Source organism: Prevotella sp. MA2016 (genome assembly GCF_000619825.1).
Classification (GTDB): domain Bacteria; phylum Bacteroidota; class Bacteroidia; order Bacteroidales; family Bacteroidaceae; genus Prevotella.
Genome location: NZ_JHUW01000007.1, coordinates 144,423 through 160,105, shown reverse-complemented (window position 1 = coordinate 160,105; position 15,683 = coordinate 144,423). Strand labels below are relative to the sequence as shown.

The 15,683-nt window shown below is 50.9% G+C and carries 8 protein-coding genes; 4 read left to right on the top strand and 4 right to left on the bottom strand.

The window, feature by feature from the left end:
- The first annotated feature begins 250 nt into the window (after positions 1-250).
- From gltB to T360_RS0103125, 4 genes are all read left to right on the top strand, one after another.
- Positions 251-4,771: a glutamate synthase large subunit gene (gltB, locus tag T360_RS0103140; RefSeq protein WP_028911508.1), complete on the top strand. Its 4,521-nt coding sequence runs from the start codon at positions 251-253 to the stop codon at positions 4,769-4,771.
- An 85-nt stretch (positions 4,772-4,856) separates the two neighbouring features.
- On the top strand, positions 4,857-6,212 hold the full coding sequence (locus T360_RS0103135; protein WP_028911507.1) for a glutamate synthase subunit beta: 1,356 nt from the start codon (positions 4,857-4,859) through the stop codon (positions 6,210-6,212).
- 252 nt (positions 6,213-6,464) lie between these two features.
- Complete coding sequence (gene dapF / locus T360_RS0103130; RefSeq protein WP_028911506.1) at positions 6,465-7,298, top strand: diaminopimelate epimerase; 834 nt, start codon at positions 6,465-6,467, stop codon at positions 7,296-7,298.
- 21 nt (positions 7,299-7,319) lie between these two features.
- A complete protein-coding gene (locus T360_RS0103125; protein ID WP_028911505.1) occupies positions 7,320-9,536 on the top strand; it encodes a glutamine synthetase III in 2,217 nt (738 codons plus the stop codon).
- Between the two features lie 150 nt (positions 9,537-9,686).
- Here the strand turns inward: T360_RS0103125 and T360_RS0103120 are convergent, their stop codons facing one another.
- From T360_RS0103120 to T360_RS0103105, 4 genes are read right to left on the bottom strand one after another with little or no spacing between them, the layout of a single operon-like run.
- Positions 9,687-11,927, bottom strand: a complete 2,241-nt coding sequence (locus T360_RS0103120; RefSeq protein ID WP_028911504.1) for a glycoside hydrolase family 3 C-terminal domain-containing protein — start codon at positions 11,925-11,927, stop codon at positions 9,687-9,689.
- Positions 11,928-11,969: 42 nt separating this feature from the next.
- Entirely contained in the window at positions 11,970-13,211 is a 1,242-nt protein-coding gene (locus T360_RS0103115) for a glycoside hydrolase family 5 protein (RefSeq protein ID WP_028911503.1), read from the bottom strand.
- Positions 13,208-14,584: a CotH kinase family protein gene (locus T360_RS0103110; protein WP_028911502.1), complete on the bottom strand. Its 1,377-nt coding sequence runs from the start codon at positions 14,582-14,584 to the stop codon at positions 13,208-13,210. Before T360_RS0103110 ends, T360_RS0103115 begins: the two co-directional genes overlap by 4 nt.
- Positions 14,585-15,682, bottom strand: coding sequence for a family 16 glycosylhydrolase (locus T360_RS0103105; RefSeq protein ID WP_028911501.1), 1,098 nt, complete (start codon positions 15,680-15,682; stop codon positions 14,585-14,587). It lies immediately after the preceding gene.
- Between the last annotated feature and the right edge of the window lies 1 nt (position 15,683).

The window sequence follows — 15,683 nt, the reverse complement described above, 5'->3', positions numbered from 1 at the left end:
GTTTATTTTTTGTAACCGTTCTGATTGTGGCTCTCAATGAGCTGGTTTCAGATATCATTAAAATTCAAAAGTAATTAATTTAAGTAAAATCTGATTTCAATCTGTAAGCAAAACGCGAGTTATTGCTTACAGATTGTTATTTTTGATAAAAACGAAGATAAAAATGTTAGTAATATAAGTCGGTTTAATATCAAAACGTCATACCTTTGCATCCGAAATCAGACAAACTGTTAGAATAATAAAGGATAATATGACAAAAAGTAATCAACAAGGACTCTATCGGAACAGCTACGAGCATGATGCTTGCGGTGTGGGTATGGTGGTAAATATCCACGGTGGTAAAAGTCATGATCTGGTTGACAATGCACTGAAAGTGCTTGAGAATATGGAACACCGTGGTGCTGAGACACGCGATAAGACCGGTGATGGTGCGGGTATCATGGTACAGATACCCCACGAGTTTATATTGCTTCAAGGTATTCCCGTGCCTGAAAAAGGTAAGTACGGCACAGGTCTGGTTTTTCTTCCTAAGTCAGAACTGGCTCAGCAGCAGATACTGAGTGTGATGATTGAGGAGATTGAGCGTGAGGGCTTGCAGCTGATGCATCTGCGCACGGTGCCCACCAATCCTGAGGTGCTGGGTGTGGCTGCCCGTGAGGTGGAACCCGATATCAAGCAGATTTTTGTAACGGGCGTATCCGAGGATCATGTGCCCGTTTTCGAACGTATATTATATAAGGTACGCAAGCGCATTGAGAATCGTGTTGCCAACGACGATTTCTATCTGTGCTCGCTCTCAAGCAAGAATATTATCTACAAGGGCATGCTGACCAGCGGACAGCTGCGACGCTATTTCCCCGACCTATCGAACGACTATTTTACAAGCGGACTGGCCTTGGTTCACTCACGCTTCTCAACCAATACTTTCCCCAAATGGAAGCTGGCACAGCCTTTCCGACTGCTGGCCCACAATGGTGAGATTAATACTATTCGTGGAAACAGAGGATGGATGAAGGCAAGAGAGAGTGTGCTGAGCAGTGAGGCGCTGGGCGATATCAAGGACCTGCGTCCGATTGTTCAGGATGGCATGAGCGATTCGGCCAGTCTTGACAACGTGTTCGAGTTCCTGATGATGAGCGGACTCTCGTTGCCACAGGCTATGGCTATCCTGGTGCCTGAGAGCTTTAATGACAAGAATCCTATTAGCGAAGATTTGAAAGCCTTCTACGAATATCACTCTATCCTGATGGAACCGTGGGACGGTCCGGCAGCCCTGTTGTTCAGCGATGGTCGCTACGCAGGTGGTATGCTCGATCGTAACGGTCTGCGCCCCAGTCGCTATACCATCACCAAGCAAGGTATGATGGTAGTAGCTTCTGAGGTTGGCGTGATGGACTTTGAACCTGGTGATGTGGTTTCGAAAGGTCGCCTTCAGCCTGGAAAGATATTGCTGATTGATACCCAAGAAGGAAAGATATATTACGATGGCGAGATTAAGGAGCAGTTGGCTAAAGCACATCCTTATCGCGAGTGGCTCTCGGAGAACCGTGTCCAGTTGGAGAAGTTGAAGAGTGGTCGTAAGGTTGATAACGGCGTGGCTGACCTGCAGCGCAAGTTAGTGCAGTTTGGATATGGACAGGAGGATATCGACAAGACCATCATTCCGATGGCTACTGCAGGACAAGAGCCTGTGGCTGCCATGGGTAACGACACACCATTGGCTGTGATCTCAGACCGTCCACAGGTGTTCTTCAACTATTTCCGTCAGCAGTTTGCACAGGTCACCAACCCCGCTATCGACCCTATACGTGAGGAGCTGGTGATGAGTCTTACAGAGTATATCGGAGCTGTGGGAACAAACATCCTCACCCCCGATGCCTCTAACTGTAAGATGGTGCGCCTGCCGCAGCCTGTTTTGACCAATACACAGCTTGATATATTGTGTAACATCCGCTATAAAGGTTTTAATACCAAGAAACTGCCCATCCTTTTTGAGAAGGCCAAGGGTGAGGAAGGCTTGCGCCAGGCACTGGACAATCTGTGCCACCAGGCCGAAGCCAGCGTAGATGAGGGCGTGAACTATATTATTCTGAGCGATCGCGACCTGGACGAGGCGCATGCCGCTATCCCATCGCTGTTGGCTGTTAGTGCTGTTCACCACTACCTGATTAGTGTGGGTAAGCGTGTGCAGACAGCTCTTATCGTGGAGAGTGGTGAGATTCGTGAGACAATGCATGCTGCCCTGCTGTTGGGCTATGGTGCCAGTGCATTGTGTCCCTATATGACTTTTGCCATCCTCGACGACCTTGTGAAGCGTGGTAAGATTCAGGAGGCCTACGAAACGGCTGAGAAGAATTATATCAAGGCAGTGGATAAGGGCTTAAAGAAGATTATGAGTAAGATGGGTATCTCTACCATCCGCAGCTACCGAGGCGCTAAGATCTTTGAGAGCATCGGACTGAGTGAAGACCTGCTGCGCCGCTACTTCGGTACCGAGGTGAGCACCATTGGTGGAGTGGGCCTGAAGGAGATTGCCCGCGATGCCATCCGTCTTAGCGACACTCAACACTCATCACTCAATACTCAACTGCCCAACCAGGGTCAGTTTGCTTGGCGCAAGGACGGCATCAAGCATGCTTGGAACCCAGAAACCATCGCTAAGCTGCAGTTGGCTACCAGAAAGGGCGACTATGAGGGATTTAAGAAATGGGCACAGCTGGTAGATGAAGGGCCACGGGTAGGCGACGGAACGTCGGGGATGAAGGAATCGCCCATCTTTATCCGCGACTTCTTCGGATTTAAGAAGGCCGCTGAGCCTACACCTATCGACGAGGTGGAGAGCGTAGAAAGCATTGTAAAGCACTTTGTGACAGGTGCTATGAGTTTTGGTGCATTGAGCATCGAAGCCCACGAGGCATTGGCCTTAGCGATGAATAAGTTGGGTGCTCGCTCTAACACTGGTGAGGGTGGTGAAGATAATGCCCGCTACCATGCTAAAATAGATGGTGTAAGCCTCTCAAGTAAGACCAAACAGATAGCCAGTGGACGTTTTGGTGTGACTGCCGAATACCTGGTGAATGCTGAAGAAATACAGATTAAGGTGGCACAGGGTGCTAAACCTGGTGAAGGTGGACAGTTGCCCGGTTTCAAAGTGAACGACATCATCGCCAAGACGCGTAATGCCATCCCTGGCATCTCGCTCATCTCGCCACCACCACATCATGATATCTATAGTATCGAAGATTTGGCACAACTTATCTTCGACCTCAAGAATATTAACCCCACAGCTGCTGTAAGTGTGAAACTGGTGGCTGAGAGTGGCGTGGGTACCATTGCCGCTGGTGTGGCTAAGGCTAAGGCCGACCTAATTGTTATCAGTGGTGCCGAAGGTGGTACAGGCGCTTCTCCAGCTTCGAGCATGCGCTTCGCTGGTATCTCGCCTGAGATAGGATTGGCAGAAACCCAGCAGACATTGGTGATCAACGGCCTGCGCAACCAGGTACGCCTGCAGACCGACGGACAGTTGAAGACCGCCAAAGATGTGATTATCATGGCGATGCTGGGTGCCGACGAGTTCTCGTTTGGTACACTGCCTCTGATCGTGCTGGGTTGTGTGATGATGCGAAAGTGTAACACCAATACCTGTCCGATGGGTGTGGCCACCCAGAACCCTGAGTTGCGCAAGCATTTTGAGGGTAGGGCTGAATATGTGGTTAACTATTTCACCTTCTTGGCACAGCAGGTGCGTGAATACCTGGCCGAAATAGGTGTGAAGAGTTTGAAGGAGATTATCGGACATACCGAACTGATTGAGGTGAATACCGCTAATGCTACCGACAAGCAAAAGACCATCGACTTTGGACGCTTGTTGCACAAGCCTGAGACAGACAAAGCCCTCTATTGGGATCGCGGTGCCTACACCAAGGTAACAGGTGTAAAGGACGAGGAGATAATTCGTGCCGCTCAAAAGGCTATCAACGACCAGGAAGAGGTGACGCTCGACTATGCTATAAAAAATACCGACCGTGCTGTAGGTACGATGCTCTCGGGTGCAATTGCTCTGAAATATGGTGAAGAGGGACTGCCCGATGGTACTATCAAGATCAAGTTCAAGGGATCGGCTGGTCAGAGCTTCGGTGCCTTTGCTGTGAAGGGTGTTGATATCCGTCTGGAAGGTGAGACCAACGACTATTTCGGTAAGGGTCTCTCGGGTGGACGTATCTCTATCTTGCCTCCTGCTCGTCGTAGTAACGACTTCAAGGCTGAAGACAATATCATTGCTGGTAACACCGGTCTGTATGGTGCTACTAGTGGCGAACTCTATATTAATGGTAAGGTGGGTGAGCGCTTTGGTGTGCGCAACTCTGGTGCCATTGCTGTGATAGAAGGTGCTGGCGACCACTGCTGTGAGTATATGACTGGCGGTCGTGTGGTAGTATTAGGAAAGACGGGTCGTAACTTCGCTGCTGGTATGAGTGGTGGTGTGGCCTATGTCTATGACCCTGAACACACCTTCGACTACTTCTGTAATATGGATATGGTGGAGCTCTCGCTGGTTGAGGACTCAGTATCGCGCAAAGAACTGCTCGAACTGATCCGTCAGCACTACCTGCATACGGGCTCAGCTCTTGCAGGACGCATGCTTGATGACTGGCATCGCTATATCGAGGACTTTATACAGGTAGTGCCTATCGAGTACAAACGCGTGCTCGAAGAAGAGAAGATGGCGCGCCTGCACGAAAAGATCGCCGATATCCAGCGAGACTATTGAGAATAATGTAAAAATGTAAAAATGAAATAATGTAAAAATGAATTGTTACATTTTTTAATTTTATAATTTTTAAATTTTAAATAAGATGGGAAATCCAAAAGCATTTTTAGAGATACATCGTCAGGAGGCTGGTTACCGCCCCATTCATGATAGAATTCACGACTTTGGCGAGGTGGAGCAGACGCTCAACACGCGCGAACGTAAGTTGCAGGCCTCACGCTGCATGGACTGTGGCGTGCCCTTCTGCCATTGGGCTTGTCCACTAGGCAACAAAGCTCCCGAGTGGAATGATGCCCTGTATAAAGGCGACTGGGAGTTGGCTTATAGACTGCTGAACAGCACAAACCCCTTCCCAGAGTTCACTGGTCGTATCTGTCCTGCACTGTGCGAGAAGGCTTGTGTACTCAACCGTTTTAACCACGAGCCAACCACCAACCGCGAAGATGAGTGTGCTATCACCGAGATGGCCTTTCAGGAGGGTGTCATCCAGCCCAACACCGATATCAAGCGTAATGGTAAGAAGGTGGCTGTGATTGGTGCTGGTCCTGCCGGACTGGCTGCCGCCAACGACCTGAACCACATGGGCTACGAGGTGACCGTATTTGAGAAGAACGAGGCTGCAGGTGGCTTGCTGCGCTATGGTATCCCCAACTTCAAGCTCAACAAGGCTGTCATCGACCGCCGCATCGCCCTGCTGGAGGCTGAAGGCATCGAGTTTAAATATGGACAAGAAATAATGTTCAATGTTCAATGTTCAATGTTCAATGATTACGACGCTGTCGTAATCGCCTCCGGCACGCCTACCGCCCGCGATCTTAAGGCCCCTGGTCGCGAACTGAAAGGTGTGCACTTCGCCCTCGAGCTGCTGTCGCAGCAGAACCGTGTGCTGGCAGGCATCGAGTTTGCAAAGGATGAACGCATCAGCGCCAAGGGCAAGGATGTGCTCGTGATTGGTGGTGGCGACACTGGTTCTGACTGTATTGGTACAGCCCACCGTCAGGGTTGCAAAAGCGTTACCCAGATTGAGATTATGCCCCGTCCGGTAGAAGGTCCCGACGACCCTCAGAACCCCTGGCCCAACTGGCCACGTACCCTTAAGACCACCTCTTCGCACGAAGAAGGCTGCACCCGTCGCTGGAATATCAACACCCTTGAGTTCTTGGGTAAGGATGGAAAGCTGACAGGCGTGAAAGTACAGGAGATAGACTGGAAACCAAATCCCGAAGGTGGTCGTCCTATCATGGTAGAGAAAGGTAAACCCGAGATAATTAAAGCCGAACTTTGCTTGCTGGCTATGGGATTCCTCAAGCCTGAGCATCCTAGTTATTCTAATAATGTGTTTGTTTGTGGCGATGCGGCCAATGGCGCGTCACTTGTGGTGCGCGCCTTGGCCAGCGGTCGCGAAACAGCAGCAAAGGTTCATGCTTTCTTATCAGCATAAGTGGACTATTGCCATCTTTATGCCTACTCAAACTCGCAGATGTAAGCCATCTGCGAGTTTTTTTTACGGATTATTACAAAATAGGCTATTTTGCTTTTAATCTATAACAAATTGTAAGTAAAATAACGCTGTTTGCTTACAGAATGGTAATTTGCATATATTTCTGCAAACAAATCGTTAATAGTTTTTGTGGTATATGGCATTTTGTGTTAACTTTGCACTCAAATAATAATCATTAGGATTGCTTAGGGTATGACAAACAATAAACAAAGCAGAAAGATTCATTTCACCAAGATGCATGGCGCTGGAAATGATTACATCTATGTTAATACCATAGAGTATCCTATCAGCGACCCAGCTCGGGCTGCTATCGCCTGGAGCGATCGCCATAAGGGCATTGGCTCCGACGGTCTGGTGCTGATTGGCACCCCCTCGACACCTGATGCTGACTTCTCGATGCGAATTTTTAATGCCGATGGTAGTGAGGCCATGATGTGTGGCAATGCATCGCGATGTATCGGAAAATACCTCTTTGAGTGTGGGTGGACAGATAAGACAGAGATTAAGCTCGAAACACTTTCTGGCATCAAAACGCTGCAACTACATATAGAAGGTAAGGTGGTAACTTCGGTTACTGTGGATATGCTCGAACCCGTATTGGAGAACGATGCGCAGTTTATCCCTACGCGCTGCTCTGGAAACGGTACTTTTGTATCGATGGGTAATCCCCACTATGTGATTTTTACCGATGATGTGGATCAGGTAGGCGAAAGGGGGCATGTGCTTGAGCATCACCCCGCTTTTCCCCAGCGCTGTAATATCGAGTTTGCCCGCGTGGAGGCCGATGGCAGTATCCGTACCCGTGTGTGGGAGCGTGGAAGTGGCATCACCCAAGCTTGTGGTACAGGTGCTTGCGCCACCGCTGTGGCAGCCGTGTTGACAGGTCGTGCACCTCGCATTTCGCTGATTGTGATGGATGGCGGTACGCTCACCATCGAGTGGCGTGAGAGCGACAATCATGTCTATATGACGGGGCCTGCAACATTCGTGTTCGAAGGAGAAATAGAATATGAAAACGATCATTAAATAAGTTAAATCAACGCAATTATGGAAGCATTAAGATTTCAGGTTGTCGGTGAGGCTTTCAAGAAAAAGCCACTCGACGTAAAAGTACCAAGTGAGAGACCTTGTGAGTATTTCGGTAAGAAGGTCTTCAATCGTGAGAAAATGTACAAGTATCTGCCTAAGGACGTGTACGAGAAGATGATCGATGTGATCGACAATGGTGCCCGTCTGGACCGTACCGTAGCTGATGCTGTGGCTGCCGGTATGAAGCAGTGGGCCACCGAGAATGGTGTCACTCACTACACTCACTGGTTCCAGCCCCTTACTGAAGGTACTGCCGAGAAGCACGACTCGTTTATCGAGCACGATGGCAAGGGTGGTATGGTAGAGGAGTTTACTGGCAAGTTGCTTGTACAGCAGGAACCTGATGCTTCTTCATTCCCTTCTGGTGGCATCCGCTCTACATTCGAGGCTCGTGGTTATTCTGCATGGGATCCCACGTCTCCAGTTTTCATTATAGATGATACATTGTGTATCCCCACTGTCTTTATCAGTTATAGTGGTGAGGCGCTCGACTACAAGGCACCATTGCTGCGTGCCCTGCATGCCGTCAACGTTGCTGCTACTGATGTTTGCCATTATTTCGATCCCACAGTGAAGAAAGTAACCTCTAACCTCGGATGGGAGCAGGAGTATTTCCTGGTGGATGAGGGTCTCTATGCAGCTCGTCCCGACCTGTTGCTCACCGGTCGCACCCTGATGGGTCATGATTCTGCTAAGAACCAGCAGATGGACGACCACTACTTCGGTGCAATCCCCGAGCGTGTTCAGGCTTTCATGAAGAACCTGGAGTTTGAGGCACTGGAGCTGGGTATCCCCGTAAAAACCCGTCATAACGAGGTGGCACCAAACCAGTTTGAGCTGGCACCAATTTTTGAAGAAACTAACCTTGCTGTCGATCATAATATGCTGTTGATGTCGGTGATGAAGCGCATTGCCCGTAAGCACGGATTCCGTGTGCTGCTGCATGAGAAGCCATTCGCTGGCATCAATGGCTCTGGTAAGCACAACAACTGGAGCTTGAGTACCGACAATGGTGTGCTGCTGCATGCACCTGGTAAGACCCCCGAGGCTAACCTGCGCTTTGCCACCTTCATCGTTGAGACACTGATGGGTGTATATCGCCACAACGGTCTGCTCAAGGCCTCTATCATGAGCGCAACCAACGCCCACCGTCTGGGTGCCAACGAGGCTCCCCCAGCCATCGTTTCAAGCTTCCTTGGTAAGCAGGTAAGCGAACTGCTCGACCATATTGAGAAGGCTGATGTTGATGATGTACTGGCTATGGCTGGTAAGCAGGGCTTGAAGATGGATATTCCTGAGATTCCTGAGCTGCTCATCGATAATACCGACCGCAACCGTACTTCTCCATTCGCCTTCACCGGCAACCGCTTTGAGTTCCGTGCTGTAGGTAGCGAGGCCAACTGCGCCAGTGCTATGATTGCTCTGAATGCTGCTGTTGCTGAGGCATTGGTTGACTTCAAGAAGCGTGTGGATGCCCTCATCCCAGCATATACTGAGAAACTGAAGGGCACAGAGCACAGCGCTACCTATCACGCCATCATCGACGTGCTGCGTGAAGATATCAAGACTTGTAAGCCCATCCGCTTTGATGGCAACGGCTACAGCGATGAGTGGGTAGCAGAGGCTGAGAAGCGTGGTCTTGATGTAGAGAAGAGCTGTCCAAAGATCTTTGAGCGCTATCTCGACGATGCCAGCATCCAGATGTTTGAGAGCCTGGGTGTGATGACCAAGAAGGAGCTAGAGGCTCGCAATGAGGTGAAGTGGGAGACCTACACCAAGAAGATTCAGATTGAGGCCCGTGTGCTGGGCGACATCTCGATGAACCATATCATCCCAGTGGCTACACGTTACCAGAGCGAGCTGCTCAGCAACTTGAACCACATGGCTGTGGTATTCCCCATCGATACTGCCGATAAGCTCTCGGCCCGTAACAAGAAGATTATCCAGGAGATTGCCGAGCGCACCTTTGCTATTGAGAAGGGCGTAGAGGAGCTCGTAGAGGCCCGTAAGAAGGCTAATAAGATAGAGTGCGAACGCGAGAAGGCCATTGCCTATCACGATCAGGTAGAGCCTAAGCTCGATGAGATTCGTTATCAGATTGACAAACTTGAGCTGATAGTAGATGACGCTCTCTGGCCATTGCCAAAGTACAGAGAGCTGTTGTTCATCCGATAATAATAAGGACAAGAACACTAAAAATGAAGGAGCCTGCAGTGATGCAGGCTCCTTTTCGTGTTATTCCTGGTAATCAATCATTTTGGAACTACTAATTACTAACTAATATCAACTATATGTGTACCTAAAATTTAAAAATAACGTATGAATCTAATTCAGCTGGAATGTGCATTTGGTTGGGAGCTGATCAGAGGCTGTGCCGATGAGCGCCTCATACTTGCCAGGCTCTGCACACCAGTTGCTTGTTGCCTCGTCATAATAGTTCAAGGCATCGGCACCGATGGTCAGTGTCACCTGCTTTGTCTCACCTGGTTGCAGATAAACCTTCTGGAAGGCCTTGAGTTCCTTCACAGGGCGATCTATCTTGCTCTGTTTGGCTGCGATGTACAGCTGCACTGTCTCGCTGCCAGCACACTTTCCTGTGTTAGTGACGGGCACGGTGAAGGTGATCTGAGTGTTGGGTGTCAGGTGTTGGGTGTTAGCGGTGGCCTTGCCCAGCTTGAAGGTGGTGTAGCTCAGTCCGTGACCGAAAGCGAAGAGAGGCTTCAGCTTCTTGGCATCGGTGTAACGATAGCCTACGTAGATACCCTCCTTATATTCCTCGTCGATAATCTTATAATCCTCGCGCCATGTGCCAGGATAGCTGCCTGTGGCGTGTGCACCACATTGGTCGAGTGAAGCATACCAGGTGAATGGCAGCTTGCCCGATGGGTTTACGTCGCCTGCCAGTACTGATGCGATGGCCTCGCCAGCCTCAGAACCGATGAACCAAGCCTGTACCACTGCAGGCACCTTCTTGATCCAGGGTAGGGTAGCACCGTTGCCCGAGATGTTGACATATACCAGACGTGGGTTCACCTTCAGGATAGCCTCTATCACCTCGTTCTGTGTGTAAGGCAGATCATAGCTCTTGCGGTCGTGACCCTCACAATCCTGATAGTCGCTCTTGTTCAGTCCGCCCACGAAGATCACCACGTCGGCCTCCTTAGCCTTGGCCACAGCCTCGGCAGTAAGCTCTGCCTGCGAACGGGTCTCATACAGTGAGCGTCCTACCTTCACGCCGTTGTAGCTCTGAACGGTGTCGCCCACGTAACCGCGAACGTAATCCACCTCGGCATCAGCAAAGCGTGCCTTGATACCATCGAGAGGCAGAATCTCCTTCTGGGCTTTGAGCGATGAAGAACCACCACCCACAGTCATCATCTTGATGGCGTTCTCGCCCACTACGAGGATGCGTGATGGCTGTTGCAATGGCAGCAAACTTCCACCTTTCAACTCTTTCATTTTTTCATTCTTAAGCAGTACGATACCCTCCTGAGCAATCTTAAGCGCTGTCTGATAGTGGCTCTCGCTGCACAGGAATCCGTAAGGCTTGTTGCGGTTCATCGTGGTGCGATAGAACAGGCGCAACACGCGGCGCACCTTCTCGTCGAGCTCCTTGGTGGTATATTTGCCCTGCTGTATCAGTTTCTTGTAGGGCACTGCCAGATAGTAGTTGTCGTAGGCATTAGAGGTGCCCTCGCTCAGACCGTTGGTCCATGAGCCGAACTCCAGGTCGAGACCGTTGTTGATGGCCTCCTCAGTGTCGTGGCAACCACCCCAGTCGCTGATCACCACACCGTCGAAGCCCCAGTCCTTCTTCAGGATCTTGTTCAGCATCGTGGCGTTGTGACAGTTGTGCACACCCTGATACAGGTTGTAGGCACCCATGATGCTCCAGGCACCACCCTCCTGCACGGCAGCCTTGAAGGCAGGCAGATAAATCTCGTGCAGCGCACGGTCGCTTACAATCACGTTCACCTGATGGCGATACTCCTCGTCGTTGTTCAGCGCATAGTGCTTTACGCAGGCAGCCACACCTTTCGACTGCAGTCCCTGTACGTAGGGCACTACCATGCGTGAGGCCAACCATGGGTCTTCGCCCATATACTCGAAATTACGTCCGCCCAGTGGGGTGCGATAGATATTCACGCCAGGACCCAGCATCACGCTCTTGTTGCGATAGAGTGCCTCTTCGGCCAGATTCTCTCCATAGAGGCGTGCCAGCTGTGGATTCCAGGTGGCAGCCAGACAGGTGAGGGCAGGGAAGGCCACGCACGAGTCGTTGGTCTGTCCGGCCTGTTCCCACTCGTCCCAAAGCACATCGGGGCGCACGCCGTGAGGACCGTCGTCGGTCCACAGGTCAGGGAATCCCAGGCGCTTTACACCAGGACTTGAAAACTTACTCTGCGCGTGTATCACGGCAATCTTCTCTTCGAGTGTCATACGGCTGAGTGCATCGTCGATGCGCTGCTCAATGGGTTTACTCTCGTCGAGATATACCGGCAGGCTCTGTGCCTGCGCCATAGTTGTAGCGCCAATCACGAGTGCTGACATGATAAATTTCTTCATTGCTAATATTCGTTGTTTTCTATGTTATTCACTTCTCAGTTGTCACTTCTCAGTTTTTCTCATTCCCATGCTTAGGATGTATTCTTGTTGAGGAGTGCAGTTCTCAATGCGACAGTTCTCGGCAAACTGCTTCAGTAGCTGGCGGAACTTGGCCTGGTCGGGACGTGCCTCGCGCCATTCTTGATAGGTGTTGCGCGATGTCTCGGCATATTTCACCACGATGCTGTCCCATCCCTCAGGGCGCTGTATGCCCATCATGCACTGGTTGTCCACCTTCTTATATGGCCAGAAGGTGTAGCCGATGTTGTTATCCTTCAGCACCTTCACAAAGTCGCGCTGCCACTCCATGGTGTTATGCCCGAACTCACCCATGTACATCGGACGGTTCACTGAGTCACGGAAGTTGATATAGTGACTGATAGCCTCCTTGGTGGCAGGTCCGCCATAGCGATGACAGGTGTACATCAGTTTGTCGTCGTAGGTGGTGTCGTCCAGCATCCAGAAGAAGCTGTTCCAGTGTGCACCACCCAGCAGGATGATGTGGTTTCTGTCCACCTGACGGATGGCCTTTACTGCCTTTTTATATACCGGCTGCAACAATTGGTAGAGTGAGTCTTTGTTCTCAAAATAGTGGGCGATGGGCTCGTTCATCAGTTCGTAGCCCAGAATGGTAGTCTCGCTACGATAGCGATAGGCTATCTCGCGCCATATCTTGCAGAACAACTGCTGACTCTGCTCGCTCTCGAACAGCCAGGGGTAGCCATGTCCGTCGTCGATGTTGTCGCCCGTTTGTCCGCCTGGACAGTCGTGCATATCCAGAATCAGATACAGTTTGTTGGCCTTGCACCAGGTGATGACCGAGTCGATGCGTGCGTAGCCATCCTTCTTGCCTGTCTGTCCCATGTAATCCTCGTCGCAGAACAGCTTGTAGTTGAAAGGCAGACGAATGGTGTTGGCACCCTGATTGGCAATGAAGTCGATATCCTTACGTGTCACGTAGTTATCCTTGAACTGCTGCCAGAACTCGGCAGTGGCGTCGGGACCCACGGCCTCCTTCATCATCAGGTCGATCATCCACGCCGAGTTGGTACGTCCGAAGCCGAACATATAACCCTCCGGGTTCAACCAGTTGCCCAGGTTGGTGCCCTGAATCAGAAGCTTCTCACCGTTAGGCTTGATGAGGTCGTGCCCCTTGATGGTGACGAAACCATTGGCATCGTTCTGCTTGCCCACGTTGCAGGCCATCAGCAGGAGTGCAAAGAGATAAACGAATGCTTTCTTCATTGTTTTGTTATGATTTGTCTGTTCTGGATGTATATTCCTTTTTTATTGGGTTGCTGCACCTTTCGGCCCTGCAGGTCGTAGAGGGTGCTGCTGTTCTTTTCTGTTGTCTTGGCATGTGTGATACCGGTGGCACTCAACTTCTGGGCGAAGGCCTCCTGCAGATAGGGGATATGAGTGTTCACAAACGCCTTCAGATCGCTGATGTAGCTGTCGTAGTCGTTGTGGTACTTGTGCTTCTCGAAGCTGTACACCTGCTGGTTGATGGGCCACACCTTGAAATTCTGAGCCTGTGTCTGCCAGATGGCACCACGCAAACTGTCGATAGATGCTATCAGGTGCTGCTGTAGTCCGGCTTCTACCAGTGCGTTCAGACGGTCGTTGCAAGCCTTGGCAAACCAAGGGTCGAGCCACAGGCGCTGCAGAATTTTTTCGAATGGACGGTTCCACAAGCCTAAGTAGGCCTCCATCTGTCGCAGCAGACTCTTTTCCGAGCTATTGTCGTAGCCCAAGTCAAGGTCCCACAGCGGTCCGAAGTGCATCTTCTGTTCGTCGGCCTCCTTGTACATGTAGATGCTGTAAAGTGCATCGATGTTGCCCGTGAGCTCAGCGCCTACGTACCAGTTAATAAAATCGGTCTCATCGATATAGGCGCGATAACCTTTCTCGGGGTCGCGGTAGTCATCACTGGCCACTGCTTTCTCGAATGCCTCCAGCCACTGTCCGATGGCGATGCGCTTATCCATGGTGAGCAGCTCGTCATCAGGATTCTTGATGTTGTACATGATGCCGTAGCGGGTGGATGTGATGTAGGGCTCCTCTCGTGAGTTCTCGTTGGCCACCTCCAGCAGCCAACCGTTGTCCTCATCTACCTCAACGCGCTTTTTGTGCACCTGCACCTGGTCGCTAATCTGGTAGGTTCCGCGGTATTTGCCATTAAGATAAAGATCGATGAACTTGGCAGCCGGACAGAACTTCATGCCGATGAAACGTCCGAGTTGATAAGTCAGGGCATTGCGAATCATGGTCTTGTCGCCGTGATTGGCCAGCAAGGTCCAACTTTTGGCTTTCGCAAAGTCCTCACCTAACAGTGTTTGCTTTTTGTCGAACTTAACTCGGTAGGGTTTCTTGTCAGAGTTCCACCACGATGAGTTGCCTCGTCCTCTTATCTGGGTGTTCTCGATGCGGGTGGTGTTGTCGCCGTCCACCATCGTGAAGGTACACTTCAGGTAATTCTCCTTGCTGGTGATGTCCTGAGCGTTCTCCGTCTCGATATACACCGTTGGCACGTCGGTAAGTTGTTTATATTGCTGGGCCGGCGCTGAGCCGACCGCAGCAATAAACAACAAAGTTGAGAGTACTGTTTTTGGTTTCATTTATTTCTTTTGGAATACACGCACGTAATCTACTTCCATCGTGGCGGGCAGTGCACTCTCGTCCACGCCTTGAGCGCCACCCCAGTCGCCACCCCAAGCCAGGTTGAGGATCACGTAGAACGGATCATCGTAGGGCCAGTCGTCGCGACCCAGTCCACGGTTGTCGTAGCTCAGCTGAACCTTACCATCCACATAGGTGGTGATGTTCTTGGCTGTCCACAGGATAGCGTAGGTGTGGAATTCGCCTTCGGCACCATCGCATTTCATCTCGTGGGTCACCTGGGTGTTGTTAGAGTGTACGTGTGCATTGGCATGCAGACTTGATGATACGTAGTTGGGGTGATAGCCCACCTCTTCCATGATATCAATCTCGCCATCAGCAGGCCACGACTTGAAGTTCACTGGCATCATCCAGAAGGCAGGCCATGTGCCCTTGCCCTTTGGCAGTTTGATGCTGGCCTCGATATAACCGTAGGTCCAGCCCTCTTTTACCTTGGCATACACACGACCAGAGTAGATTTTTCCGTTCTCCTTGCGTGCGGTGATGCGCAGGGTGCCGTTCTTAACCTCGGTCACCAACCGGCCCTCTGGCGTTTTTTGGTTCACATAGTTCTGCAGTTCGTGGTTCACCCAACCTGAGTTCTTCACCTCGTGGGTCCAGTCGGCGGCATTCAGCTGATTGCTGGTGCCTTCGAACTCGTCTTGCCAAACCAGTGTGTAGCCATCGGGGGCGTTGTAGGCAGGCTTTGCAGCAGCGGCCTGCGTCACAGTGATATTCTTACGGGCAGTACCCGACATAATGATGACGTTACCTGTACGCTCCGTGGTATTAGGGTTCTCGTCGATGGTCACAGCCACCGCATTGTTAGCATACTGAGCCGTGGCCTTCACAAAGTCGCCCTCGGCATAAACACCCCACTCTTTTCCAGTGGTGGTAACGTTAATTGTGTAGCTGCCTCCTTCGGCAGGTGCATTGATGCTCTCCTGCGATACGGTGATCGTTGGAGCAGCGGGCTGTGGGTCATCGCTGCCCCCACCGCAGCCAGTAAAGACTGCGGTGAGTGCGAGCAATAGAGTGTTAAACATGTAACGTTTCATT

Coding starts and splice junctions, on each gene's coding strand:
- T360_RS0103135 (WP_028911507.1), top strand. CDS start 4,857: ATGGGAAATCCAAAAGCATTTTTAGAGATACATCGTCAGGAGGCTGGT.
- dapF (WP_028911506.1), top strand. CDS start 6,465: ATGACAAACAATAAACAAAGCAGAAAGATTCATTTCACCAAGATGCAT.
- T360_RS0103110 (WP_028911502.1), bottom strand. CDS start 14,584: ATGAAACCAAAAACAGTACTCTCAACTTTGTTGTTTATTGCTGCGGTC.
- T360_RS0103105 (WP_028911501.1), bottom strand. CDS start 15,682: ATGAAACGTTACATGTTTAACACTCTATTGCTCGCACTCACCGCAGTC.
- T360_RS0103125 (WP_028911505.1), top strand. CDS start 7,320: ATGGAAGCATTAAGATTTCAGGTTGTCGGTGAGGCTTTCAAGAAAAAG.
- T360_RS0103115 (WP_028911503.1), bottom strand. CDS start 13,211: ATGAAGAAAGCATTCGTTTATCTCTTTGCACTCCTGCTGATGGCCTGC.
- T360_RS0103120 (WP_028911504.1), bottom strand. CDS start 11,927: ATGAAGAAATTTATCATGTCAGCACTCGTGATTGGCGCTACAACTATG.
- gltB (WP_028911508.1), top strand. CDS start 251: ATGACAAAAAGTAATCAACAAGGACTCTATCGGAACAGCTACGAGCAT.